We start from the raw sequence: 23,816 nt of genomic DNA on the forward strand, positions 1-23,816 counted from the left end.
CTAATTTCTAGTTCAGTGGCTTTTTCGTCACATTTGCCGCCGCAACGGGGCGGTCAGAATCGAAGCCTGTCGGAGATCTGTCCTTCCTCGAAATACTGGTCGAATTCGGCGACGAAGCCGCCGTCGAAGATGCGCCCGACCACCGCCGTCTTCACCCCGAGCGACACCCGGTCGCCAATCGAGGCGTGCGCCGAGGTCTCGACGCTGATTCCCGAGCAGGAGACGTCGTTGATCCAGGCCGCATTTTCCTTGCCGCCTTGCAAGCAGATCGTCGTCCATGGCATCCTCGGGACGATACGCTTGTGCCGGCGCGCGTCCGGCAGACCGATGGCGTCCCGATTGGCGAACCAAATGAGCTGCGCGGCAAGCTTGCGGCGCCGTGTGACGATCAGATCGAGTCCGATGGCGAAACCGCCGTCGCTCTGCCGCTCGACACGTCCCTCGAATCGGCCAAGCTCGGCGCTATGAACGAAAATCTTATCCCCGTAACAGGGCTCGGCCAGCGCCGAGAGCGCCATCTCGCCGGTCGAGGCCTCGACGATGCGGCAGGAATGCTCCGACCCGTCGGGCAATCTGAGACAGGCGTCGAGATCGACGCGCACGGTCGGGCCGTGAAGCGGCGTGCGAGCAATGTCGATGTGAAATCCGGCCTGTAGCCCCATGCTGCCCACCGCGCCGACGCGTTTCCCGAAGTCAGCGTATCGGAAAATCCTTACATATGGTTAACAGATTAACGGAAATTAATCCGTTCGCGAGCCTCCTATCGCGCGAAGCGCCTTTGCGCCGCGGCCTGGGCTATGGCAGAAACGCCTCCACCTTCCGAAAAATGATGCTTTAGGGGACCACCATGGCGGCGGACGTCACTTTTCCAGCGGCTGCGGCGGCTGGGCTTCTGTCCTTCCTCTCCCCTTGCGTCCTGCCGCTGGTGCCTCCTTATCTGACCTATCTGGCCGGCGTCAGCATGGAGGATCTGGAGATCGAGTCGCGCTCGCGCGCACGGCGCGACGTCCTCCTGTCGGCTGTTCTTTTTGTTCTCGGCTTCTCGACCGTTTTCGTCGCGCTCGGCGCGACGGCGAGCGCCTTCGGCGCGGTGATCCGCGCCAATCTCCAAATTCTCTCCTGGGTCGCGGGGGCGATCATCATCCTGATGGGCCTCCACTTCGTCGGCCTGCTCAAGGTAAGCCTGCTCTACCGCGAGAAACGCGCCGAAATCACCAAGCCCATGGGACTCTTCGGCTCCTATGTGATGGGCCTCGCCTTCGCCTTCGGCTGGACCCCCTGCATCGGGCCGATTCTGGCGGCCATTCTCGCCGTCGCGGGAACGCAGGACACCGTCGCGCGCGGCGCCGCGCTGCTCGCCACTTATTCGCTGGGCCTCGGCCTGCCCTTCATCGTCGCTGGCTTCGCGCTCGGGCGCTTCCTCGCCTTCGTCGCCCGCTTCCGCCGGCATTTCGGCAAGGTGGAGAAGATCGTCGGGGTGCTGCTGATCTTTACCGGCGTCGCCTTCCTCACCGGCGGCGTGCAGGAAATGTCGTTCTGGCTCCTCGAATTGTTCCCGGGGCTGGCGACGCTGGGATGAGGGACGTTCCCAGCAAGCAGCTAAACGATACGCGCCTGCCGGAAATCGACCGGCTGCGCGGCCTCGTCATGATCATCATGGCGCTGGACCATATGCGCGACTTCTTCGACGCCGACGCCCTGCGCTTCAGCCCCACCGATCTCGACCACACCTATCCCTTTCTGTTCTTCACCCGCTTCATCACCCACTTCTGCGCGCCGACATTCGCCGTCCTGGCGGGCGTTAGCGCATATCTTTACGGCGCGCGGCGGAGCCACAAAGAACTCACCCTTTTCCTCGCGACGCGGGGCGTCTGGCTCATCCTGCTCGAGATCGTCGTGATCAGCCCGACCTGGGGTGGGCCAGGACGCATCAGCCTCGGCACGCTTTGGGCGATCGGTTGCGGGCTGCTGGCGCTCTCGGTCCTGTCGCTCGCGCGGCCGGCGGTCGTTTTCGCCATCGGCGCCGCAATCCTCCTCGGCCACAATCTGCTCGACGGGATCAAAGCGGCGGACTTTGGCGCCCTGGCGCCATGGTGGCGGCTGCTTCATGAACCCGGCGCCTTGCCGTTCGATCTCCCCGGCCACCTGCTGTATCCGGCCCTTCCCTGGATCGGCGTCCTGGCGCTCGGCTATGGACTCGGGCCGCTGTTCAAACGCCCCGCCCAGGAGCGCGACGCCGTCCTGCAAAAGGCGGGGCTCGGCGCGCTGGCGCTTTTCATCGTCCTGCGGGCGACCAATTTCTACGGCGACCCGCGAGCCTTCACTTTGCGGGCCGACGAGATCGGCTCGGCGCTTTCCTTCCTCAACGTCACGAAATATCCGCCCTCGCTTCTCTATTTGCTGGTCACGCTCGGCGGCGCGGCGCTCGCCCTGCCCGCATTGGAGCGTCTTCGCGGGGCGGCTGGGCGCGCGCTCGTCGTTTTCGGCCGCACGCCCCTGTTCTTTTACGTGTTGCATTTATACGCCGGCGCCGCCGGGGCCTTGGCGCTCGCGGCCTGGCGGGGCTATTCGCTCCAAGACATAAGCGCGGTCATCAAGTCCGGCGCGCCGCCGGCCGATTTCGGGACAGGCCTCGCGGGCGCTTATATCGCCTGGATTCTCGTGGTCGTGGGACTTTACCCGCTCTGCCGTTGGTTCGCTGAAATCAAACGGCGCAGGAGCGACCTCTGGTGGCTGAGTTATCTGTAATCCTTAACGATCGCCCGCATTTTCCTGTCCCGGCGCCTTGGTGGGTCGGCCGCGCTCGCGTATAGAAGAATACAATAATTAGCGGTTATTCCGTTGGGCGAACGTCGCAAATGTGGTCCGGGGTCGGGTAATGTTGGAAAAACTGGTGGCCTTCTGTCTTCGCTGGCCCTGGACAGTGGTTCTTCTCACGCTGGCTCTCACGGGCGGGGGCGTTTACCTCACCGTCGAGCGTTTCGCGATAGATACGGACACCACAAATCTTTTTTCGCCGAACATGGCCTGGCGGAAAAACCAGACGGCGCTCTATCGCGCCTTCCCCCAGCTCGAGAATTCGATTGTCGCCGTCATCGACGCGAAGACCGGCGAAGCCGCCGACGACGCGGCGGCGCGGCTCACCGCCGCGCTCGCAGGCAAGCCGCTGATGCAGCGCGTCTGGCGCCCCGACGATCCAGCCTTCTTCATGAAAAACGGCTTGCTCTACCTCGACCTGCCCGAGGTGGAGCATACGGTCGGCATGATGCTCGGCCAGCGCGACGTGCTGACGCCGCTGGCCCAGGACCCGACCTTGCGCGGCCTCTCCACCGTCCTCGTCGCCAATCAGAAACGCGCCGCCGGCAGCGAGCGCGCGACGGCCATGTATCTCGCGGGGCTCGACGAATTCTCGCGCGCCTTCGAAGAGACGCTTGCGGGTCGCCAGACGCAGGTCGACTGGGAGAAGCTGCTCGCGGGCGGCAAGGCCGACGCCGCCCCGGCGGGTCCGCCGCTGGAGAAGCGCCGCATCGTGCTCATTACGCCGACGCTCGATTTCACCGCGCTGCAGCCCGCCGCCGACGCGATCGCACTTGTCCGCAAGACCGCGGCCGAACTCGGCGTCACCAAGGAGAACGGCTTCCTTTTCCGCCTGACCGGCGAGGCGCCGCTCGCGGATGAGGAATTCGCCACGCTCTCCGAGAACATGGCGCTGAACACCGCGGGCACGCTCGTCGTCGTCTCGTTCATCCTGCTCGCCGCGCTGCGCTCGCCCAAGCTTATCCTGGCGGTGCTGCTCACGCTGCTTGCCGGCCTCGCCATGACCTCCGGCGTCGGCGTGCTGCTGATCGGCCGTTTCAATCTGATTTCGGTCGCCTTCGCCGCGCTGTTCATCGGGCTGGGGGTGGATTTCGGGATTCAGTTCGCGACCCGCTACCGTGAGGAGCGCCACGGCCACGGCGATCTGGAGCGCGCCCTTCTCGCGGCGACGCGCGGCATCGGCGGATCGCTCACCCTCGCCGCCGTCTCGCTGCTCGCCGGCTTTTTCTGCTTCCTGCCGACGAAATTTCTGGGCGTCGCCGAGCTGGGGCTCATCGCCGGCGTCGGCATGATCATCGCCTATGTCGCGACGCTCAGCTTCCTGCCGGCGCTGATCAAGATTTTGCATCCGCCGGCCGAGCATGTGCCGATCGCAACCCATTCGCTGGCCGCGGTCGATCACTGGATCGCCCACCACCGCAAGCTGGTCCTTTTTGGCACCGCCGCCGTCGTTCTCGCCGGAACGCCCTATCTCTTGCGGCTGCGTTTCGACTCCAATCCGATGAATCTGCGCGACCAGAAAGTCGAATCGGTCGCAACCTTCCTGGACTTGAACGCCGATCCCAAAACCGCCCCCAACAAGATCGAGACTCTGGCGTCTTCCTTCGAGGCCGCCCGCGAGCTGAAGCAGAAGATTCTGGCCCTGCCCGAGGTCGATCATGTCGACTCGATCGAATCGCTCATCCCGGTGGATCAGGACGAGAAGCTCGCGCTGATCGAGCGCGCGTCGAAGGAGCTGCATGACGCGCTCTATCCCAAGGTGAGACCTGCCCCGAGCGACGCCGAGACGATCAAGGCCCTGACCAACGCCGCCAGAACGCTGCGCGCGGCGGTCGCCAAAGCGCCCTCCCCTCAGACGCTCCGCTTCGCCGCGGCGCTCGACGGCCTCGCCAAGGCGCGCCCCGAAATCCGCGAAAAGGCGCGCGCCGCCGCCTTCACGGGCTTCGAAAAGCTCATGGGCCAAATGCGCGACGCGCTGAAAGCGCAGCGCGTGACGCCCGACTCCTTGCCGGAGCAGCTCCGGTCGGACTGGATGACGCCCACCGGCGTCCTGCGCCTGGAGACGACGCCGAAGGGCGATGGCAACGATCTCGAGGTGATGACGAAATTCGCGGACGCCGTGCTTTCGGTCGCGCCAGAGTCGAGCGGCGCGCCGGTCATCATTTCGGAAGCCGGGAAAACCGTGACCCAAGCCTTTCTGCAAGCCGGAATCTACGCTTTCGTGGCCGTCTTCCTGATTCTGGCCATCGCCCTGCGCAACGCCAAGGACGTTGCGCTGACGCTCGGGCCGCTCGTGCTCGCCGGCGTGATGAGCCTTCAGGCGGCGGAAATATTGGGCGTACCGCTCAATTTCGCCAATATCATCGCGCTGCCGCTGATGTTCGGCGTCGGCGTCGCCTTCCACATCTACTACGTCATCGCCTGGCGAAAGGGCGTCGTCGATATGCTGGCGTCGAGCCTGACGCGCGCCATATTCTTCAGCTCTCTGACTACGGGAACGGCTTTCGGCAGCCTTTTTCTGTCGAGCCACCCCGGCACGGCGAGCATGGGCGAATTTTTGACAATTTCCCTCTTCTTCACTCTGCTCGCGGCCTTCATCATCGTGCCGGCGTTCCTCGGACCGCCGCCGCATCCGGCCGAAGGCGAGGCTGATGCGGCTTGACGGCGCCGGCGTTCGGTTTTTCGCTGCGTGAGGACCGATATATTCTGCAAATGCGAATCAGGGGCCGGGCGTCATGAAGAGACTAATGCTGAGCATCCTCGCCGTGACGGCTTTTTGCGCGCCCGCTGCGGCTTCCGGCACGGACATTTATGGCGTTTGGGCGCGCGACGGCCATCCGACGGACAAGCTGGAATTCTTCGATTGCACAGGCAAGCTCTGCGCAAAGGGCATACTCCCCATGCGCGACGGCAGCCCGCCGCCGCTCATTCTGCGCTCCGCCGCGAAGACCGGCCCGAATAGCTGGAAGGGCGACCTCTACAACCCCGAGGACGGCAAAACCTATACGGGCAAAATTACGCTCGATTCGCCGGATCAGCTCACATTGAGCGGCTGCCTCGTCGCCTTCCTTTGCCAGAGCGAGACATGGACGCGCATCTCCGGCCCGACCAAGACCATCGCCCCCGCCGACAAGACGGAAGCCAAGGGCGCCAAGGCGCCTGATTCCACCAAATCCTCGGATAAAGACAAAGACAAAGCCCCGCCGAAAGCGGCGGCTCAGGACGCCGCCAAGAGCGCGAAACCTGCGCTGCGGCCGAGCGACGCCAAATCGTCGCCCGCAAAGCCCGCGCCGGCAAAGGCGGCGGCTCCAGCAAAGCCGGCGGCGCCCAAATCGGGCGACGCCGAGGAGTGAGCAGCTTTCGCCGCAGGTTAAAGATAGGTAACTTGACGCTTGCAACGCCGTAGGCGAGCGTCACCGGACAAACCGGCGCGACCTTCGCCGGAGTGGTTTTGTCGTTCGAGCCTTGACTGGCTAAATCCCACATGTTCGATAGAGTTATCTTGACCGCGGCCTGTTTTTGGCGGACAGACCTCAGCGGAACAACAAGGACAAGCTTCCGTTGACGGCCGACGTCGTGTTCGCACTTGCTGGGAAAAAACGGAGCGCCGCGTTCAGCGCGGCGGCTGCGTTGTGCCTATCGTCCTGCAACCTGGACTGGGAGAAGCCGGACCTCGCGACGCCCCCGCCCGAGAGCTTCCGCGAGGCCAAACCGGCTTCCGCCAAGCCCATCGCGCGGGGCCCGGACTTCGCGGTCAAATTCGGCTCCAGGGAGCTGACGACGCTGGTGGAGCAGGCGGTCGGCGACAATCTCGACATCGCCGCCGCCGTGGCGCGCATTCAGCAGGCGGACGCCCAGGCGCGCGTCTCGAGCGCCGCGCTCTGGCCGAGCATCTCCATGCAGGACATCGCGCGCAGAACGCGCACGCCCGGCACGACGACCAACATCGGCTCGGCGAGCAGCGGCTTCACCCCGGCGACGACATCGTCTTCGACGACAACGTCTTCCTCGAACACCTTCAGCGCGCGCGAATTCAATTTCTTCCAGCTCGGCCTGACGGCGAGCTACGAGATCGACTTCTGGGGCAAGAACGAAGACGCCTCCTATGCCGCGCGGCTGCTGGCCAACGCCAGCCGCTTCAACCGCGACACGGTGGAGATCTCGACGATCGCCGCGGTGCTGAACGCCTATTTCCAGGTGCTGACCGCCCAGGACCGCCTGGCTATCGCCCATAACAACGTCGCCATCGCCGAGCGCGTCTACCGCGCCATTCAGGCGCGCTTCGAGGTCGGCGTCGCCAGCGTGCTCGACACGGCGCAGCAGGAGACCGTGGTCGCCCAGCAGCGGGCGTCGATCCCGCCGCTGGAGCAGACCCTGCGGCAGACGCGAAACCAGCTCGCCGTGCTGGTCGGCCAGACGCCCGAAAGCCTTTCCGTTAAGGGCGGATCGCTCACCAAGCTCTCCTATCCGAAAATCGCGCCGGGCATGCCGTCGGAGGTGCTGCTGCGCCGCCCGGATATTGCAAACGCCGAGGCCCAGCTCGCCTCGCAGGAATTCTCGGTGCTGCAAGCGCGGGCGATGTTCTTCCCCTCGATCACGCTCACCGGCCAATACGGGGTGCAGACCGCCTTGCTGCACAATCTTCTGCGCCCCGAGGCGATCGGCTGGCAAATCGCCTCGAATCTCGCCCAGCCGATTTTCGACGGCTATAATCTGCAGGGAAATTACGAGCTGCAGAAAGGCCGCTACGCCGAGCTTGGCGCGCTTTACAAAAAACAAATCCTGACGGCGCTCTCGGACGCGGAGAATGCGCTCATCGCCTCGAAGCAGACCGCGCAAACGGTCAGGCTGCAGGGCCTCGCCGTCGCGGCCGCCCAGCGCGCGCTGACAGCCGCCGAGATGCGCCTGCAGGAAGGCACGATCGACATCGTTACGCTCTCGACGACGCAGAACACCCTGTTCCTGGCCCAGGATCAACTTGCTCTGGCCCGGCTGTCTTATTTTCAATCGGCGACGAGCCTATATCAGGCTCTCGGCGGCGGATGGTCACCCACCACGCGAGACGCCGAAATCGCTTCCGCAAACGCCGCCTATGAGGCGGACAAAGGGATCCATCCATGATACGCGCCGACCGGCGTATTCTCATGGCGCTCGGCGCGCTCGCAGTCGCCCTTGCCGCGGGCGGGGCCTATCGCGCCGGCGTGCTGCCGGGTTTTCCCGCCGCGGATAAACCCCCCGCCGACCAGCCCGACGGCAGACGCGGACGCGGCGACGCCGTCGTCACCGTGACGACGGCGCAAACGCGCGTTCAGGACGTGCCGGTGACGATCGACGCCGTCGGCACGGTGCAAGCGCTCAACTCGGTCACGATCCGAACCCAGGTCGACGGACGGCTGCTGCGCCTCGACTTCACCGAGGGCCAGGACGTCAAGAAAGGCGACGTCCTCGCCGAAATCGACCCGGCGCTCTACAAGGCGCAATATGATCAGGCTGTCGCCAAGAAAGCGCAGGACGAGGCCAATCTCGCCAACGCCCGCGTCGACATGGCGCGCTACGAAAAGCTCGTCGCCGGCAAGTTCCTGTCGCAGCAGCAATATGCGACCCAGAAAGCGCAAGTGAGCCAGCTCGAGGCGCAAGTGCGCGCCGATCAGGCGGCGATCGACAACGCAAGGACGACGCTCGATTACGCCACCATCCGCTCGCCGATCGACGGACGCGTCGGCATCCGCCTCGTCGACGTCGGCAATATCCTTCACCCGTCCGATCAGAACGGCATCGTCATCATCACGCAGCTCAAGCCGATCTACGTCGTCTTCACGCTGCCTCAGCAGGCGCTGCCGGCGGTGCAGAAGGCGCAGGCCAATGGCGCCGCCACGGTGCGCGCGCTCGGCCCCGACAATGCGAGCGTGATCGAGACGGGCGAGCTGAAAGTGGTCGACAACCAGATCGACCAGCTCACCGGGACAGTGAAGCTGAAGGCCGTTTTCGCAAATGATAATCTGGCGCTTTGGCCGGGCCAGTTCGTAAACGTCCGGCTGATGCTCGACACGATCCACAATGCGATCGTCGCGCCGAGCCCCGCCGTGCAGCGCGGACCGAACGGCGCCTTCGTGTATACTCTTAGCGAAGACGGTCGTGCGAAAATGAAAAGCGTCACGACCGGACGGCAGGATGAGAATCTCGTCGTCGTCACGTCGGGGCTGGAGCCCGGGACGACGATCGTGACCAGCGGTTTCTCGCGCCTTTCCGAAGGCGCCAAGGTCCATGTGGTCAAAGCCGAGGAGCCCGTCGCCGCTGCGGCCGGCCCCGAAACCAAGCCAGAGCAGATCAATCGCCGCCGAGGCGGCGCAAAGGGAGAGGGCTCTCCCGGAAAGTAAACAGAAAGCGGCATGAATATTTCGGCGCCCTTCATCAACAGGCCGGTGGCGACCTCGCTCATGGCCTTCGCCGTCCTGCTGTTCGGCCTGCTGGGATATTCGCGTCTTTCCATCTCGCCGCTGCCGCAGGTCGATTTTCCGACCATTCAGGTCACGACGCAGCTTCCCGGCGCCAATCCCGACACGATCGCCTCGCTGGTGACGGCCTCGCTCGAGCGTCAGTTCGGGCAGATTCCCTCGCTCGCCGGCATGTCGTCGCAAAGCTCCTTCGGCCTGTCGCAGGTCACGCTGCAATTCGCTCTCGACCGCGACATCGACGCCGCCGCGCAGGACGTGCAGGCGGCGATCAACGCCGCCGCCTCGACGCTGCCGCGCGATCTGCCCTACCCGCCGGTCTACGCCAAAGTGAACCCGGCCGACACGCCGGTGCTGACCCTCACGCTGCGCTCCAAAACCGCGACGCTGCGCGATTTGAGCGATCTCGCCGACACGTTGATTGCGCCGCAGCTCTCGCAAGTCTCCGGCGTCGGCCGCGTGTCGGTGCAGGGCGGCGTGCGCCCCGCCGTGCGCATCGAGGCGGATCTCGCGCGGCTCGCCGCCAATCGCATCGGCATGGAGGATTTGCGCCAGGCCGTCGCGGCCGCCAACAACGCCGGCGCCAAGGGGTCGCTCGACGGCAAGCGGCAGTCCTACACGCTCGACGCCAACGACCAGATTCTTCAAGCCAAGCAGTATGAGACCATCATCGTCGCCTGGCGCAATAATTCGCCGGTGATGCTGCGCGACGTCGCCAAGGTCGCGGACGGACTCGAAAACGCCCGCGTCGGCGGCTGGTACAATGGCGAGCAGTCCATCGTGCTCGACGTGATGCGCCAGCCGGGCGCCAATATCATCGCGACTGTCGAGCTCGTCAAAGAGGCGCTGCCGAAGCTGCGCGGCGAGCTGCCGGCCGGCATGAGCCTCGACATCGTCAACGACCGAACCGACACGATCCGCGCCTCGATCCACGAAGTGGAGATGACGCTTTTCATCGCCGGCGGCCTCGTCGTCGCCGTCGTGCTGCTGTTCCTGGGCAGTTGGCGGGCGACGCTCATCGCCGGCGTCAGCCTGCCGCTGTCGATCATCGCCACTTTCTTCGTCATGTGGGGGATGGGCTTCTCGCTCGACAATCTCTCGCTGATGGCGCTCACCATCGGCACAGGCTTCATCGTCGACGACGCCATCGTGATGATCGAGAACATCGTGCGCAACATCGAGCACGGAAAGAAGCCGCTTCAGGCGGCGCTCGACGGCGCGCGCGAGATCGGCTTCACGGTGGTGTCGCTGACGGTCTCGCTCATCGCCGTGTTTATCCCGCTGCTGTTCATGACCGGCATCGTCGGGCGCATGTTCCGGGAATTCGCGCTGACGCTCTCCATCGCCGTCGTCATCTCGGCGGTCATTTCGCTCACGCTGACGCCCATGCTCTGCGCGGTGCTGCTCAAAAGCGCGCCAATGCGCCCGCATTCGACATGGGAGATCGTGTCTCTGTGGCTCGACCGCCTCTATTATCGCTCGCTCGACTGGGCGCTGAAGCGCGAGACTTTCATGCTCGCGCTGACCGCCGGCACGCTCGCTTTGACGGTGGCGCTCTACATCGTCATTCCGAAAGGCTTCCTGCCGCGCCAGGACACGGGCGTGCTGAGCGTCGTCATGGAGGCTGCGCCCGACGCGTCCTTCGAGCGCATGAAAGCGCTGCAAACGCAGGTGACGGACGTCTTCCGCAAAGACCCTGAAGTGACCGGCGTCACCTCCGTGCTCGGCGTCGGCCCGCTCAACGCCACGACGAATGTGGGCCGCCTCACCGTGACGCTGCGCAGCCGCGAGATCCGCGACACGAGCGCCGACGCGATCGCCGATCGTTTGAAAACCGCCGGCGAGAAGGTCCCCGGCGTCTCGCTCTTCGTCGAGCCCGTTCAGGACATTCAAATCACGACGCGGCCGAGCCGCTCACAATATCAATATACGCTGACCTCCGCCGACGCGGGCGAGCTTCTGCGCTGGTCCAACCGCCTCGTCGACGAATTGCGCGGGACGCCTGGGCTGAAGAACGTCGCCGCCGAGACGCAGGACGGCGGCCTGCGCGCGCTGATGAAGATCGATCGCGAGAAGATGGGCCGGCTCGGCATTTCGGCGCAGGACGTCGATAATGTGCTGAACGACGCCTTCGGCCAGCGGCAGATTTCGACCATCTACACGCAGTCGAACCAATATCGCGTCATCCTGGAGGCCGCGCCGCAATATTTGCGCGACATGTCGGCGCTGGAGAAGCTGTATGTGGCGCCGATCGGCGGCGGGCCGCAGACGCCGGTCGCGACCTTCGTGCGCGTCGAGAATAAAGCCGCGCCGCTTTCCGTGGCGCATCAGGATCAGTTCCCCGCCTCCACCATCAGCTTCGATCTTGCCGACGGCGTCGCGCTCGGCGACGCGGTGAAGCTGGTGGCGCAGGCGCAGACGGCGATCGGCATGCCCTCGTCGATCATCGGCGTCTTCAGCGCCGACGCCGCCGAGTTCAACAAATCGCTCGCGAGCGAGCCCTGGCTCATTCTGGCGGCGATCATCGCCATCTATGTGGTGCTCGGCGTTCTGTACGAGAGCTTCGCCCATCCTTTCACCGTGCTCACCACTTTGCCGTCGGCGGGCGTCGGCGCGCTGCTTGCGCTGATGATCCTTCGCATCGATATGTCGATCGTGGCGCTGATCGGCATCGTGCTGCTCATGGGCATCGTGAAGAAGAACGCGATCATGATGATCGACTTCGCGCTCGAAGCGGAGCGCGACGAAGGGATGTCGCCGCGCGACTCCATCGTCCATGCCGCGCATATGCGTTTCCGGCCGATCATGATGACGACGCTCGCCGCGCTCTTTGGCGCGCTGCCGCTCGCCCTCGCGACCGGGCCGGGCAGCGAATTGCGCATTCCGCTCGGCGTCTCGATCATCGGCGGCCTGCTCCTCTCCCAGGCGCTGACGCTTTACACGACGCCGGTCATCTATCTGCAGGTCGACCGGCTGCGCCGCCGCTTCTTGAAGCCGTTGCGGCAGGACGACGAAGAAGAAACTTTCGGCGCGGCGACCGAGGAGACGCTGCAGCGGCGGGAGGCGGCGGAATGAATGTTTCGGAGCCCTTCATCCGGCGCCCCGTGGGGACGACTCTCCTCGGCGCCGCGCTCTTTCTGCTGGGCGCCGTCGCTTATTTCTTCCTGCCGGTCGCGAGCCTGCCTGCCGTGGATTTCCCCGCCATCGGCATCGGCGCGTCGCGCCCCGGCGCCGATCCGGAGACGATGGCCGCCTCCGTCGCCGCGCCGCTCGAAAGGCGTCTTTCCGGCATATCGGGCTTGAACGAGCTGACCTCGACGAGCTCGCTCGGCAGCACGCAGATCATTGCGCAATTCGACATCGACAAGAATATCGACGCCGCCGCCCGCGACGTTCAGGCGGCGATCAACGCCGCTCTCGTCGATCTGCCCACCGATCTGCCCACCGCGCCGAGCTTTCGCAAAGCCAGCCAATCCACCATGCCCGTCCTGGTGCTGGCGCTGACCTCCGACACGCTGCCCACCAGCGCCATTTTCGACGCCACCGATTCGGTGATCGCTCAACGCATCTCGCAAGTGCCGGGCGTCGCCGAGGCGCGCATCGCCGGCGCCGAGCAGCCGGCCATTCGCGTGCAAGTGGATTCGGCTCGGCTCGCCGCGATGAATCTCGGCGTCAACGAAGTGGGCAAGGCGCTCTTTACCGCCAACGCCCACGCCGCCGTCGGCGCCCTCTCCGGGGGCTCGCAGGAGATCACCTTCGATACGACGGATCAGCTCTCGACGCCGGAAGACTATCGCAACATCGTCGTCGCGTCGCGCAATGGCGCGATCGTGAAGCTCGGCGACGTCGCCAGAGTGGAGCGGGGCGTGCGCAATCGCATGTCCGCCGGCTGGTTCAATGGCAAGCCCGCGGTCATCATCATCGTCACCAAGCAGCCCTCGGCGAACGTCATCGAGACCGTCGACCATATCAAGTCGCTCCTGCCGCAAATGCAGCAGTGGATTCCCGCCGGCATCAAAATCCACGTCTTCGCCGACCGCACTCAGACCATTCGCGCCAGCATTCACGACATTCAACTGACGCTCGCGATCTCGGTCGCGCTCGTCATGATGGTGGTGTTTTTCTTTCTGCGTCGCGCGACGCCCGTCATCGCCGCGGGAATCACAGTGCCGCTGTCACTCGTCGGCACTTGCGCCGCCATGTGGCTCGCCGGTTTCTCGATCGACAATCTGTCGCTGATGGCGCTCACCATCGCCGTCGGCTTCGTCGTCGACGACGCAATCGTGATGATCGAAAATATCGAGAGCTATCAGGAGCGCGGCCTCAGCCGCTTACAGGCGGCGCTCGAAGGTTCGAAGCAAATCAGCTTCACGGTCGTCTCCATCAGCCTGTCGCTCATCGCCGTCTTTATTCCGCTGCTCTTCATGGAAGGCGTGATTGGGCGGCTGTTGCGCGAATTCTCGGTGACGCTCACCTTCGCCATCCTGATTTCGACCGTGGTTTCGCTGACCGTCACGCCCATGATCTGCGCCTGGCTGCCGGCGCCGAGGCGGGACCATAAGACGCGCTTCGACCGCCTGGTCGAGAACGGGCTCGATGCAATCGTCTCCTTCTATGCGCGCACCTTGCGGCCCGTCGTGGACCATCCCTGGATCACGCTCGTCGTCATTCTGGTCTCCGTGCTCTGGACCGTGCAGCTCTACCGGACGATCCCCAAGGGCAATCTTCCCCAGGACGACATCGGCCTCATCAATGGCACGTCGGAAGCCGCGCCCGACGTCTCCTTCGAGGAGATGGTGCGGCTGCAAAGGCAGGTGAACGATGTCTTGATGAATGATCCGGACGTCGCCAATGTGGGCTCCTTCATCGGCGCCAACTCTCTCACCGCGTCGGGGAATCAGGGGCGCCTTTTCGTCGCCCTGAAGCCGATCAACGAACGCAAGTCGTCGAGCCGCGAAGTCGTCGACAGGCTGCGCGTATCCTTCGCAAAGATTGCGGGCGTCAGCGTCTATATGGTGCCGTCCCAGGACTTGCGCTCGGGCGGCCGCGTCAGCAAATCGCAATATCAGTTCACGTTGTCCGACGCCTCGCTCGACGAGCTCGAGGAATGGCGCGTGAAGGTTCTTGCGCGGCTCAAGCAACTGCCCCAGCTCGCCGACGTCACCTCCGACAAAGAGGTCGGCGGGCTGCGCGCCCAGCTCATCATCGACCGCAACGCCGCCTCGCGCCTGAACGTGCCGATCGCCGCCATCGACAATGCGCTCAACAGCGCCTTCGGACAGCGGCAGGACACGATCATCTATACGCAACGCAACCAGTACCGCGTGATCTTCGAGACGCCGCCGTCGCGCCAGCGGGACATCCGCGACCTCGCCGGGATCTATGTGTCGAGCGCCTCTGGCGCGCAAATTCCGCTGACGGCTCTCGCACGCGTGGAACGCAGCTCGATGCCCCTCGTCGTGAACCATCAGGGCGTGCTGCCGGCCGTCACCATCTCCTACAATGTCGCGCCGGGCGCCACACTCGACGCCGCGACCGCAGCCGTCGAAAAAGCCGTCGAGGAGATGAACCCGCCGAGCGGCTTGCGTACCGGTTTTGCCGGCGACGCCGCTGACTTCCGCAAAGTGGCGCGCGGCATGGCGACGCTCATCCTTGCCGCGCTGCTTGCGGTCTACATCATTCTCGGCATTCTCTATGAAAGCCTCGTGCATCCCGTCACGATCATCTCGACCCTGCCTTCGGCGGGGCTCGGCGCGCTTCTGTCGCTCGAGGCCTTCGGCGTCGAATTCACCGTGATCGCCTTTATCGGCATTCTGCTGCTGATCGGCATCGTGAAAAAGAACGGCATCATGCTCGTCGACTTCGCGCTCCATGCCGAACGCGAGCGCGGATTGTCCATCCACGACGCGGCGCTGGAGGCGGCGAAGGAACGCTTCCGCCCGATCCTGATGACGACGCTCGCCGCCATGTTCGGCGCGCTACCGCTCGCTTTTGCTGGGGGAATCGGCGCCGAGCTGCGCCGCCCGCTCGGCATTACGATCATCGGCGGGCTGCTGCTGAGCCAAGTGCTGACGCTCTATTCGACGCCGGTCATTTATCTCTTGATGAGCAAGCTGCGTCGCAAACCGCGCGAAGAATCATTTGCGCGCGAGCGGGCGGCGCCCGCAGAATAAAGCGGTCAATTGATTTACGTCATTCCCGATGCTCGCGCCGTTTGGAGACACAGGGAATCACCGCCGTCATTGCGAGGAGGCGGAGCCGACGACGCACCAGAGCCGCATCGCCGCCCTGGATTGCTTCGCTTCGCTCGCAATGACGGGCTCTGGGCAAAATCATGTCGGGCTTTCAGCCCGCGGGGAATGACATGGCCCAATGCGTGCTGTTCAAACGGAAGCGATGCGAGAGCGCGCGCTCAATGCGCCTCGGTCTCAGGCTGTTCGAAGAAAAAGCGCAGCACCTGCGCCTCGCCGCAATCCTCGACCGGCACGTGCCAGAACTTTGAATCCATGAAAGGGAAGCGCTCCATCGGCAGTTGGATCTGCGTGAGGCGCGCGTGATTGTCGAAGCCCCGTCGCATGGCGCGTTCGAGCAGCTTTATCAGCTCTTCCTCACATTCGGGCACTTCTGTCACGGTGAGGATCAAATTATTCGCAATGGGGAATGTTTTGTCGAAAAGCTGCTCGAATCGCGCCGTCGCCATCTTTGTGGTCTCCGCTGCTCATCACATGGAGCGTCGCGATTATCTTTCGGTTATTGCCGCGCTCCAATCAGCGTCGTTTCCGTCGCTTAAAGGTGCGGTTGACAGCCGAATGACCCTTCGCTGAAGGATTTATTACGGAAATTTAAGGCGCCTTTGTGAACGGACAAGGCGCTCCCCAGCGATCTTCGAAGACGAGGCTTTCGAGCGGCAGTCGCGACGCCCAGCGTTTCACTTCGAGTTCCGGGCGCCGATAGGCGCGCTCGATAAATCCCACGCAGAGATAGGCGACGACGGCAATCTCTTCCGGGATTCCCAGAATTGAGCGCAGCTCCTCCTCGCGCATGATGCTGACCCAGCCGACGCCGACGCCTTCGACGCGCGCCGCAAGCCAGAGGTTTTGCACCGCGCAAGCGGTGCTCAAGAGATCGGTGTTGGGCTGTTGCGTGCGCCCCAGCCCCGTCGGGCCGTGGCGGTTGCGGTCGCAGGTGACGCAGACATTGACCGGAGCCTTCAAAATGCCTTCGAGCTTGAGATTGCGGTAATGCGCGCGCCGCTCGGGAGCGAGCAAGTCGATCTCGGCCTGCGCGCCGCGCAGAAAGGCCTCATGCACCGCGCCGCGCACCGAGCTGTCGCGAATCACGATGAAATTCCATGGCTGCATGAAGCCGACGGAGGGCGCGTGATGCGCCGCGTCGAGAATACGAATCAGCAGGTCCTGCGGGACGTCATCGGCCAGGAATTCGTTGCGCACGTCGCGGCGGGTATAGATCGCGCGATAGACCGCCGCGCGTTCGGTCTCGTCAAATGGCGCAGCGGCGCCGATGTCGCGCTCGGCCTCGGCCGCGTCGAAAGGCGGCTTTTCGTGCGGATCTTCCGCCATCAGCCGATCTCCAATGCGGCGTGCAACCGCGCCCAGGCCGCCTCACTCCCGGGGAGTCCGAACCGCAGCCAGTCCGGCCGCTCGGGAAAGGCCCGCACAAGGACGCCCTTTTCGCACAGGCGCGCGAACCAGTCGGGCGCCGTGTCGTGACGGACGAGTCGGAACAGCGACGCGCCGCCGAGGAGCTCAAACCCGGCGCCCGCCAGCGCCGCATCGAGGCGCTCGGCCTCGGCTGCGCAGTCGGCGGCGGCGGCGGCGCGCCATCGCACATCGGCGAGCGCTTCAGCGCCAATCGCGAGCGCAGGGCCGGAGACCGCCCAGGGACCGAGCGCCGCGCGCAGAATCGCCGCGCGGGCGGGCGCGCATAGCGCGAAGCCGAGCCGCACGCCGGCAAGCCCATAGGCCTTTCCGAACGAACGCAACACGACCACGCCTTCCAGCAACGCGAGCGACGTCGCGCTGTGCTCGGGCGTGAAATCCATGAAGGATTCGTCGATAGTGAGCAGTCCGCCCTTGCGCGTCATCTCTTGCGCCAGCGGGCCAAGGTCGCGCGGGAAAGCAATGCGCCCGTCAGGGTTATTCGGGTTGACGATGACCGCGACGTCGAAGCCCGCGAGTTCTTCGATCGTCGCAACCGTCTCGACCTTTGCGCCATTCGCGGCCCAGCAGGCGCCGTGCTCCGCATAAGTGAAGCCCAGCACGCCGACGCGACGCGCCGGGAAAACGCGCGGCAACAACTGAATGAAAGCCTGTGCGCCGGCGCCCGCGACGATCGCGCAATCTCGCGGCGCGCCGTAAGCCGCGCGCGCCGCCGCCTCGAGATTTGCAAAAGCCGCCTCGTCGGGAAGGCGCGTCCAGGCTTCGGGCGCGATTGCCGGCAAGGGATAGGGGTTCGGATTGATCCCCGTCGAGAGGTCGATCCACGGCTCGGGCGCATGCGGATAAGCGCGGCGCGCAGCGTCGAGGCGGCCGCCATGCGCGATCGGGGACGAAAGCGGCGCATGCGCGCTCATCGCGCAATCTCCAATAAGGCGTCGATGTCGATGTGCGTTTCGCAATGCGCCGCTAGCGCGTCGAGCGTTTCCTCGATCATGTCCTCGAAGCGCAGGGGCGACGCCTCAGCGCCGATCCACTGCAAGAACGCCGCGCGAAAGGCGTCGTCGGAAAAGAGCCCGTGCACATAGGCGCCCATGACAAGGCCGTTGCGTGACATGGCGCCTTCGTGGCGGCCGTTATCGAAGCGCAAAATCGGCCGCGCGCAATCTTCTCCTGAGGTCTCGCCCACATGCATCTCATAGCCGCGAAAGGGCGCGTCGAACGCGATCGCCCGACCCGTGACGCTCGTGAGCGTCTTCTTCTCTGTGAGCGTTGTCTCTATACCGAGCAGGCCGAGCCCTGGCGCTTGCGCCACATCGCCTTCCATGCGCTGCGGATCGCAAATCGCGCGGCCGAGCATTTGATAGCCCCCGCATATGCCGAAGACGCGCCCGCCGCGACGCGCATGCGCGAGAAGATCAATGTCCCAGCCATTGGCGCGTAGCGCGGCAAGATCGGCGATCGTCGCCTTGGAGCCCGGAAGAATGACGAGCGCCGCCTCCGCGGGCAAAGGCGCGCCGGGCTGAATGAGACGCAGATCAACTCCGGGCTCCGCCTTCAACGGATCGAGATCGTCGAAATTGGCGATATGCGGTAGAAGTGGAACGGCGATGGTGACGCCATTGCTTTTGTTGCTGCGCGCGGCGCGCAAGCCGAAGGCGTCTTCGGCCGGCAGCCTTGTGGCGGCCTCGAAATAGGGAACGAGGCCCAGAGCCCGCCAGCCGGTGCGCGCGGCGATGAAGCTGATGCCGTCATCGAACAAGGAGGCGTCGCCGCGCATCTTATTCACGATGAAACCCTGGACCATCGCCGCGTCTTGCGGGTCGAGCACGGCCTTGCAGCCGACGAGCTGCGCAATGACGCCGCCCCGGTCGATGTCGCCGACAAGAATGACGGGCGCATCGGCCTCGCGCGCAAAGCCCATATTGGCGATGTCGTTCTTGCGCAGATTGACCTCCGCCGCGCTGCCGGCGCCTTCGACAATGACGAGATCGCTTTGCGCCTTGAGCCGCGCGAAGCTTTCCATCACCGCGGGCTTCAGGCGCGGCTTCCAGTCCTGATACTCGCGCGCCTTCGCCTGACCTGCAATCACGCCGCGCACCACGACCTGCGAGCCGTTCACGCCCTGGGGCTTCAACAACACGGGATTCATGTCGACCGTGGGCGCCAGCCTTGCCGCGCGCGCCTGCAACGCCTGGGCGCGGCCGATCTCGCCGCCATCGGCCGTCACCGCCGCATTATTCGACATGTTCTGCGGCTTGAAGGGCGCGACCCTGAGGCCGCGATTGACGAAGGCGCGCGCGAGCCCTGCGACGATGAGCGACTTGCCGACGTCGGACCCCGTCCCCTGAATCATCAACACCCGGCTCATGACGCGAGCAGCGCCATGACAGCGTCGATACTATGCGCGACGGCGACGCCCGCGCGCGGCGGCGGCTGGATCATAACGACGGGCAGCCCCAGCGCGCGCGCCGCTTCGATCTTGGCGTAGGTGAGCGCGCCGCCGCTGTTTTTACTGACGACGACATCGATGCGCTTTTCGCGCATGAGCGCGATTTCATCGGCGCGCGTGAACGGGCCGCGCGCGGACATCACCGCGCATTTAGGCGGAAGGTCGCTTGTTTCGGGCGGCTCGATCACACGCAGCAGATACGCATGCTGGGGCGCGGCGCGAAAATCCGCGACGCCCTGCCGGCCGATAGTGAGAAAGACGCGGCGGGGCTGGGCGCCGAGCGCTTGCGCCGCCTCGGCGTTGCTGTCGACTTCGATCCAGCGATCGCCATCTGCCGGTCGCCAGGGCTCTCGCGCGTAGACGACCAGCGGCAAGCCGAGCGCCGCGCAGGCGGCCTGTGCATTCGCGGAGATTTGCGCGGCGAAAGGGTGTGTGGCGTCGACGACATACGTAATCCCCTCTCCCGCGAGATAACGCTTCAGCCCCTCGACGCCGCCAAAGCCGCCGACGCGCGTCGGCACGGCGAGCGCGATGGGCGCGCTGGTGCGGCCGGCGAGCGACGCGATGGCCTCAAAGCGCGCCTCGGCCGCAATACGCTCGGCGAGCGCGCGCGCCTCGCTCGTGCCGGCCAGCAAAAGGATGCGGCGACGCCCTCCGTCATTGCGCGCGACGCGCGGCACACCAGGAGCCGCGTCGTGGCTCTGGATTGCTTCGTCGCCTTCGGCTCCTCGCAATGACGGCGGGGATGTTCTCGGATTACCGGCCGATTTCACTGCAGCGTTCACTCTGCGGCGAGCTTCACGGCGGGCGGGCTGCGGAACTCGGCGAGGAGCCTCTCGCGCTCGGCGTCGGCGGCCGCGATATGGCGCGCCTTCACATTGCCGAAGCCGCGGATTTTCTCCGGAACGCGGGCGAGCGCCACCGCGACGGCATGGTTCTCGGGCGTCAGCGCGGTCAGAAGCTCGTCGATCAGCGCTTCATATTCCGCCAGCAGCCGCCGCTCGACGATGCGATCATGATTGAAGCGCGTGAAGTCGAAGAAGGAGCCGCGCAGCCATTTGAGTCTGGCGAGAACCTGCATCACCTTGAACATCCAGGGGCCGAAGGTGATCTTGCGCGAACCGCCGAAGTCCGTCTTCCGCTGCAGGAAGGGGATCGGCGGCGCGAGATGCAGTTCGAGCTTGAGGTCGCCCTCGAAGGTCTCCGAAAGCTGGCGCTGGAAAGCTTCGGTCGTATAAAGGCGCGAGACTTCAAATTCGTCCTTGAAAGCCATGAGCTTGAAGAGATAGCGCGCGACGGCTTCGGTCAATTGCTGCGAACCGGGAACGCGCGCCTTTTCGAGCTGGGCGACCGCCGCGACGCGGGCGCGATAATGCGCGGCATAGGCCTCGTTCTGATAATCGGTGAGATAGGCGGCGCGGCGCTCGATTACCTCTTCGAGCGTCTTGGAGCGCTCGCGCGTCTGCGTCGGACGTTGCAGCGACTCGACCACCGCCTCGACGCTCTTCATGTCATGCGCGGCGCGACGGCCCCAGAGGAAAGCCGAATGATTCATCGGCACGGATTCGCCGTTGAGCTCGATCGCGCGCAGGATGGCGGCCTCCGAGAGCGGCAGATAGCCTTTCTGCCAGGCGTAGCCGAGGATGAAGACGTTGGCGGCGATCGAGTCGCCGAGCAGCGTCTGGGCGAGCGCCGTCGTGTCGATGAAAGTGGCGTCGGGCCCGCCGGCCCGGCGGATCGCCTGCCTGACCTCCTCCGAGGGGAGAATGAAGTCGGGATTGCGCTCGATATCGCCAGGGAAGACCTCCGCGCTGTTGACGAGCACATGCGTCTTGCCCTGCTCCACGGTCGCCAATACGTGCTTGGCGCCGGCGACGACCAGATCGCAGCCGAGCAACAAATTCGCTTCACCCGCGGCGATGCGGATGGCGTGCACTTCGGCGGGCGTGCGGCCAATCTTCACATGGCAATAGACGGCGCCGCCCTTTTGCGCGAGGCCGGCCATGTCGATGACGCCGACGCCCTTGCCTTCGAGATGCGCCGCCATGCCGAGAAGGGCGGAGATCGTCACGACGCCCGTGCCGCCGAGCCCTGCGATGAGAATGCCGTAAGGCGTTTCGCCGATGTCAGCGATAGAGGGCTCGGGAAGCGCCGGCTGGCCGCTCGCATCTTCTTTCGTCGGCAGCGGCGCCTTCTTCATGCGCCCGCCATGCACGGTCACGAAGCTCGGACAGAAGCCCTCCAGGCAGGAGAAGTCCTTGTTGCAGACAGATTGGTCGATGCGGCGCTTGCGGCCGAATTCGGTCTCCACCGGCTGTACGGCGACGCAGTTCGACGCCGTGCCGCAATCGCCGCAGCCCTCGCACACCAGCTCATTGATGATGACGCGCGCGTCGGGGTCGGGGAAGAGTCCGCGCTTGCGCAGCCGGCGCTTCTCGGTCGCGCAGGTCTGATCGTAGATGAGGATCGTGACGCCCTCGGTCTGCGCCAGCTCGCGCTGAACCTCATTGAGGACGTTGCGGTGGTGGATGGTGAGGCCCGGCGGCCAGGCGATGCTCGGCGGGTATTTTTCGGGCTCGTCGGAGACGAGCGCGATTTTCTCCACGCCTTCCGCGGCGACCTGACTCACGATCGCCTCGACAGTCAGCTCGCCTTCGTGCTTCTGGCCGCCCGTCATGGCGACGACGCCATTGTAGAGAATCTTGAAAGTGATGTTGGTCTTGGCCGCCACGGCGAAGCGGATGGCGAGCGACCCCGAATGATTGTAGGTGCCGTCGCCCAGATTCTGGAACATATGCTTGCGCGTCGAGAAGGGCGCCTCGCCGATCCAATTGGCGCCCTCGCCGCCCATATGGGTGTAGCCCTCGGTGGAGCGGCCCATCCATTGCGCCATGTAATGGCAGCCGATGCCCGTATAGGCGCGCGCCCCTTCGGGCACATGTGTCGACGTGGAATGCGGACAGCCGGCGCAGAAATGCGGCACGCGCACGGTGACGTCGGTCATCGTCTTGCGCCGGTCCTGCAAGCGCTCCAGCCGACGCACGCGTCCTTCGAGCTCCTCCGAAGGATGATATTTCAGCAACCGCCGGCCGATGGCGATGGCGATGTCATTGGCGTCGAGCGCGCCCTTTACGGGAAACAGCCACTCGCCGCGCTCGTCCTTCTTGCCGATGCAGACGGGCTGATGCGCCGAGCCGTATAGCTCCTCGCGCAGTTGCACCTCGATGAGCGAGCGCTTCTCCTCGACGACCATGATGAGGTCGAGGCCGCGCGCGAAGTCGTGCAACCCCTTGGGTTCGAGCGGCCAGGGCGCGGCGATCTTATAGAGGCGCAAGCCGAGATCATTGGCGCGCGCCTCGTCGACGCCGAGATCGTCGAGCGCCTGACGAACGTCGAGATAGGACTTGCCGACGGTGATGACGCCGATCTTCGGGTTCGCGCCGCCCGAGGTAATGATCCTGTTCAGACGATTGGCGCGGATGAAGGCGAGCATGGCGTCGCGCTTGCTTTCCTGCAGCCGCTCTTCCTGCGCGAGCACGGGATCGCCCGGGCGGATGTTCAGCCCGCCCGGCGGCAGGACGAAATCATCCGGGATGATCGGCTGCACGCGATCGAGAGACGCATCGATCGAGGCGGTCGACTCCACCGTGTCCTTCAGAAGCTTCAAGCCGACCCACACGCCGGCGAAGCGCGACATCGCGAAACCGTAAACGCCGTAATCCAAAATCTCCTGCACGCCGGCGGGCGAGAGGATCGGCATCATCACATCGACGAAATGAAAGTCGGATTGATGCGCGGTCGTCGAAGATTCGGCGGTGTGATCGTCGCCCATGAGCGCCAGCGCGCCGCCAAAACGCGACGCGCCCGCGAGATTGACGTGGCGCAGCGCATCGCCGCTGCGGTCGACGCCCGGCCCCTTGCCGTACCAGATGGAGAAGACGCCGTCGTACTTGCCTTCGCCCCGCATCTCGGCCTGCTGCGCGCCCCAGACGGCGGTGACGGCGAGATCCTCGTTGAGGCCCGGCATGAAGAGAATGTCATTGGCGTCGAAGAGGGCTTTCGCCTTGTGCATCTGCGCGTCGACGCCGCCGAGCGGCGAGCCGCGATAGCCGGTGATGAAGCCCGCGGTATTGAGCCCGGCGCGGCGGTCGCGCTCCTTTTGCATCAACAGCAAGCGCACAATAGCCTGCGTGCCGGTGATCAGCACGCGGTCTCGGGCAAGGTCGAAACGGTCCGAGAGCCTAGCCTCGGCGAAGGCGGAGCCGGGGTTCAAGGCGCCGGCGACGTGATCCGCCATACAACAACTCTCCTGCGCGAAAGGGCGCGCGCTTGGCTTACGCGCGACGAACGCAATGACGACTAGGAACGAGCATAGAAGCCCTCTCTCCGAGAGCCCAATCGCAAGGCGCGAGCCGCCGC

The 23,816-nt window shown here is 64.9% G+C and carries 15 protein-coding genes; 8 read left to right on the forward strand and 7 right to left on the reverse strand.

Translation table 11 applies throughout. The annotated features are described in order from the left end of the window. Nucleotides 1-53 precede the first annotated feature (53 nt). Nucleotides 54-662: a PilZ domain-containing protein gene (locus tag QNA11_RS12780; protein WP_283483319.1), complete on the reverse strand. Its 609-nt coding sequence runs from the start codon at nt 660-662 to the stop codon at nt 54-56. Nucleotides 663-847: 185 nt separating this feature from the next. On the opposite strand from QNA11_RS12780, the gene QNA11_RS12785 reads away from it, so the two are divergent. From QNA11_RS12785 to QNA11_RS12820, 8 genes are all read left to right on the forward strand, one after another. After that, nucleotides 848-1,579, forward strand: a complete 732-nt coding sequence (locus QNA11_RS12785; RefSeq protein WP_202070671.1) for a cytochrome c biogenesis CcdA family protein — start codon at nt 848-850, stop codon at nt 1,577-1,579. Next, nucleotides 1,576-2,748, forward strand: coding sequence for an acetyltransferase domain-containing protein (locus QNA11_RS12790; RefSeq protein ID WP_283483320.1), 1,173 nt, complete (start codon nt 1,576-1,578; stop codon nt 2,746-2,748). The genes QNA11_RS12785 and QNA11_RS12790 overlap by 4 nt, the downstream gene beginning before the upstream one ends. 145 nt (nt 2,749-2,893) lie before the next feature. Then, entirely contained in the window at nt 2,894-5,479 is a 2,586-nt protein-coding gene (locus tag QNA11_RS12795; protein ID WP_283483321.1) for an MMPL family transporter, read from the forward strand. A gap of 73 nt (nt 5,480-5,552) precedes the next feature. Further along, nucleotides 5,553-6,170 (forward strand): DUF2147 domain-containing protein, encoded by a 618-nt coding sequence (locus QNA11_RS12800; protein ID WP_283483322.1) that lies wholly within the window; start codon nt 5,553-5,555, stop codon nt 6,168-6,170. Nucleotides 6,171-6,447: 277 nt separating this feature from the next. After that, a complete protein-coding gene (locus QNA11_RS12805; protein WP_246744623.1) occupies nt 6,448-7,938 on the forward strand; it encodes an efflux transporter outer membrane subunit in 1,491 nt (496 codons plus the stop codon). Continuing rightward, entirely contained in the window at nt 7,935-9,194 is a 1,260-nt protein-coding gene (locus QNA11_RS12810) for an efflux RND transporter periplasmic adaptor subunit (protein ID WP_283483323.1), read from the forward strand. Before QNA11_RS12805 ends, QNA11_RS12810 begins: the two co-directional genes overlap by 4 nt. 12 nt (nt 9,195-9,206) lie before the next feature. Next, entirely contained in the window at nt 9,207-12,344 is a 3,138-nt protein-coding gene (locus QNA11_RS12815) for an efflux RND transporter permease subunit (protein ID WP_283483324.1), read from the forward strand. Continuing rightward, nucleotides 12,341-15,442 (forward strand): efflux RND transporter permease subunit, encoded by a 3,102-nt coding sequence (locus QNA11_RS12820; protein WP_283483325.1) that lies wholly within the window; start codon nt 12,341-12,343, stop codon nt 15,440-15,442. Before QNA11_RS12815 ends, QNA11_RS12820 begins: the two co-directional genes overlap by 4 nt. Before the next feature lie 239 nt (nt 15,443-15,681). On the opposite strand, the gene QNA11_RS12825 is transcribed toward QNA11_RS12820, so the two are convergent. The 6 genes from QNA11_RS12825 to QNA11_RS12850 all read right to left on the reverse strand — a co-directional run bounded on the left by QNA11_RS12825 (nt 15,682) and on the right by QNA11_RS12850 (nt 23,694). After that, the gene (locus tag QNA11_RS12825; protein ID WP_202070678.1) at nt 15,682-15,969 is read right to left on the reverse strand and encodes a hypothetical protein; all 288 of its coding nucleotides are present in this window, start codon (nt 15,967-15,969) and stop codon (nt 15,682-15,684) included. A 142-nt stretch (nt 15,970-16,111) separates the two neighbouring features. Then, nucleotides 16,112-16,849, reverse strand: a complete 738-nt coding sequence (bluB, locus tag QNA11_RS12830; protein WP_283483326.1) for a 5,6-dimethylbenzimidazole synthase — start codon at nt 16,847-16,849, stop codon at nt 16,112-16,114. Further along, entirely contained in the window at nt 16,849-17,862 is a 1,014-nt protein-coding gene (gene cobD, locus QNA11_RS12835) for a threonine-phosphate decarboxylase CobD (protein ID WP_283483327.1), read from the reverse strand. The genes bluB and cobD overlap by 1 nt, the downstream gene beginning before the upstream one ends. Beyond that, nucleotides 17,859-19,316 (reverse strand): cobyric acid synthase, encoded by a 1,458-nt coding sequence (locus QNA11_RS12840; protein ID WP_283483328.1) that lies wholly within the window; start codon nt 19,314-19,316, stop codon nt 17,859-17,861. The genes cobD and QNA11_RS12840 overlap by 4 nt, the downstream gene beginning before the upstream one ends. After that, nucleotides 19,313-20,077, reverse strand: a complete 765-nt coding sequence (locus QNA11_RS12845; protein ID WP_283483329.1) for a cobalt-precorrin-6A reductase — start codon at nt 20,075-20,077, stop codon at nt 19,313-19,315. Before QNA11_RS12845 ends, QNA11_RS12840 begins: the two co-directional genes overlap by 4 nt. A gap of 101 nt (nt 20,078-20,178) precedes the next feature. Further along, complete coding sequence (locus tag QNA11_RS12850) at nt 20,179-23,694, reverse strand: indolepyruvate ferredoxin oxidoreductase family protein (protein WP_283483330.1); 3,516 nt, start codon at nt 23,692-23,694, stop codon at nt 20,179-20,181. Between the last annotated feature and the right edge of the window lie 122 nt (nt 23,695-23,816).

The sequence above is a fragment of the Methylocystis sp. JR02 genome, from assembly GCF_030063565.1.
Lineage (GTDB): Bacteria > Pseudomonadota > Alphaproteobacteria > Rhizobiales > Beijerinckiaceae > Methylocystis > Methylocystis iwaonis.

Coding starts and splice junctions, on each gene's coding strand:
- QNA11_RS12785 (WP_202070671.1), top strand. CDS start 848: ATGGCGGCGGACGTCACTTTTCCAGCGGCTGCGGCGGCTGGGCTTCTG.
- QNA11_RS12850 (WP_283483330.1), bottom strand. CDS start 23,694: ATGGCGGATCACGTCGCCGGCGCCTTGAACCCCGGCTCCGCCTTCGCC.
- cobD (WP_283483327.1), bottom strand. CDS start 17,862: ATGAGCGCGCATGCGCCGCTTTCGTCCCCGATCGCGCATGGCGGCCGC.
- QNA11_RS12810 (WP_283483323.1), top strand. CDS start 7,935: ATGATACGCGCCGACCGGCGTATTCTCATGGCGCTCGGCGCGCTCGCA.
- QNA11_RS12790 (WP_283483320.1), top strand. CDS start 1,576: ATGAGGGACGTTCCCAGCAAGCAGCTAAACGATACGCGCCTGCCGGAA.
- QNA11_RS12780 (WP_283483319.1), bottom strand. CDS start 662: ATGGGGCTACAGGCCGGATTTCACATCGACATTGCTCGCACGCCGCTT.
- QNA11_RS12825 (WP_202070678.1), bottom strand. CDS start 15,969: ATGGCGACGGCGCGATTCGAGCAGCTTTTCGACAAAACATTCCCCATT.
- QNA11_RS12840 (WP_283483328.1), bottom strand. CDS start 19,316: ATGAGCCGGGTGTTGATGATTCAGGGGACGGGGTCCGACGTCGGCAAG.
- bluB (WP_283483326.1), bottom strand. CDS start 16,849: ATGGCGGAAGATCCGCACGAAAAGCCGCCTTTCGACGCGGCCGAGGCC.
- QNA11_RS12820 (WP_283483325.1), top strand. CDS start 12,341: ATGAATGTTTCGGAGCCCTTCATCCGGCGCCCCGTGGGGACGACTCTC.
- QNA11_RS12800 (WP_283483322.1), top strand. CDS start 5,553: ATGAAGAGACTAATGCTGAGCATCCTCGCCGTGACGGCTTTTTGCGCG.
- QNA11_RS12815 (WP_283483324.1), top strand. CDS start 9,207: ATGAATATTTCGGCGCCCTTCATCAACAGGCCGGTGGCGACCTCGCTC.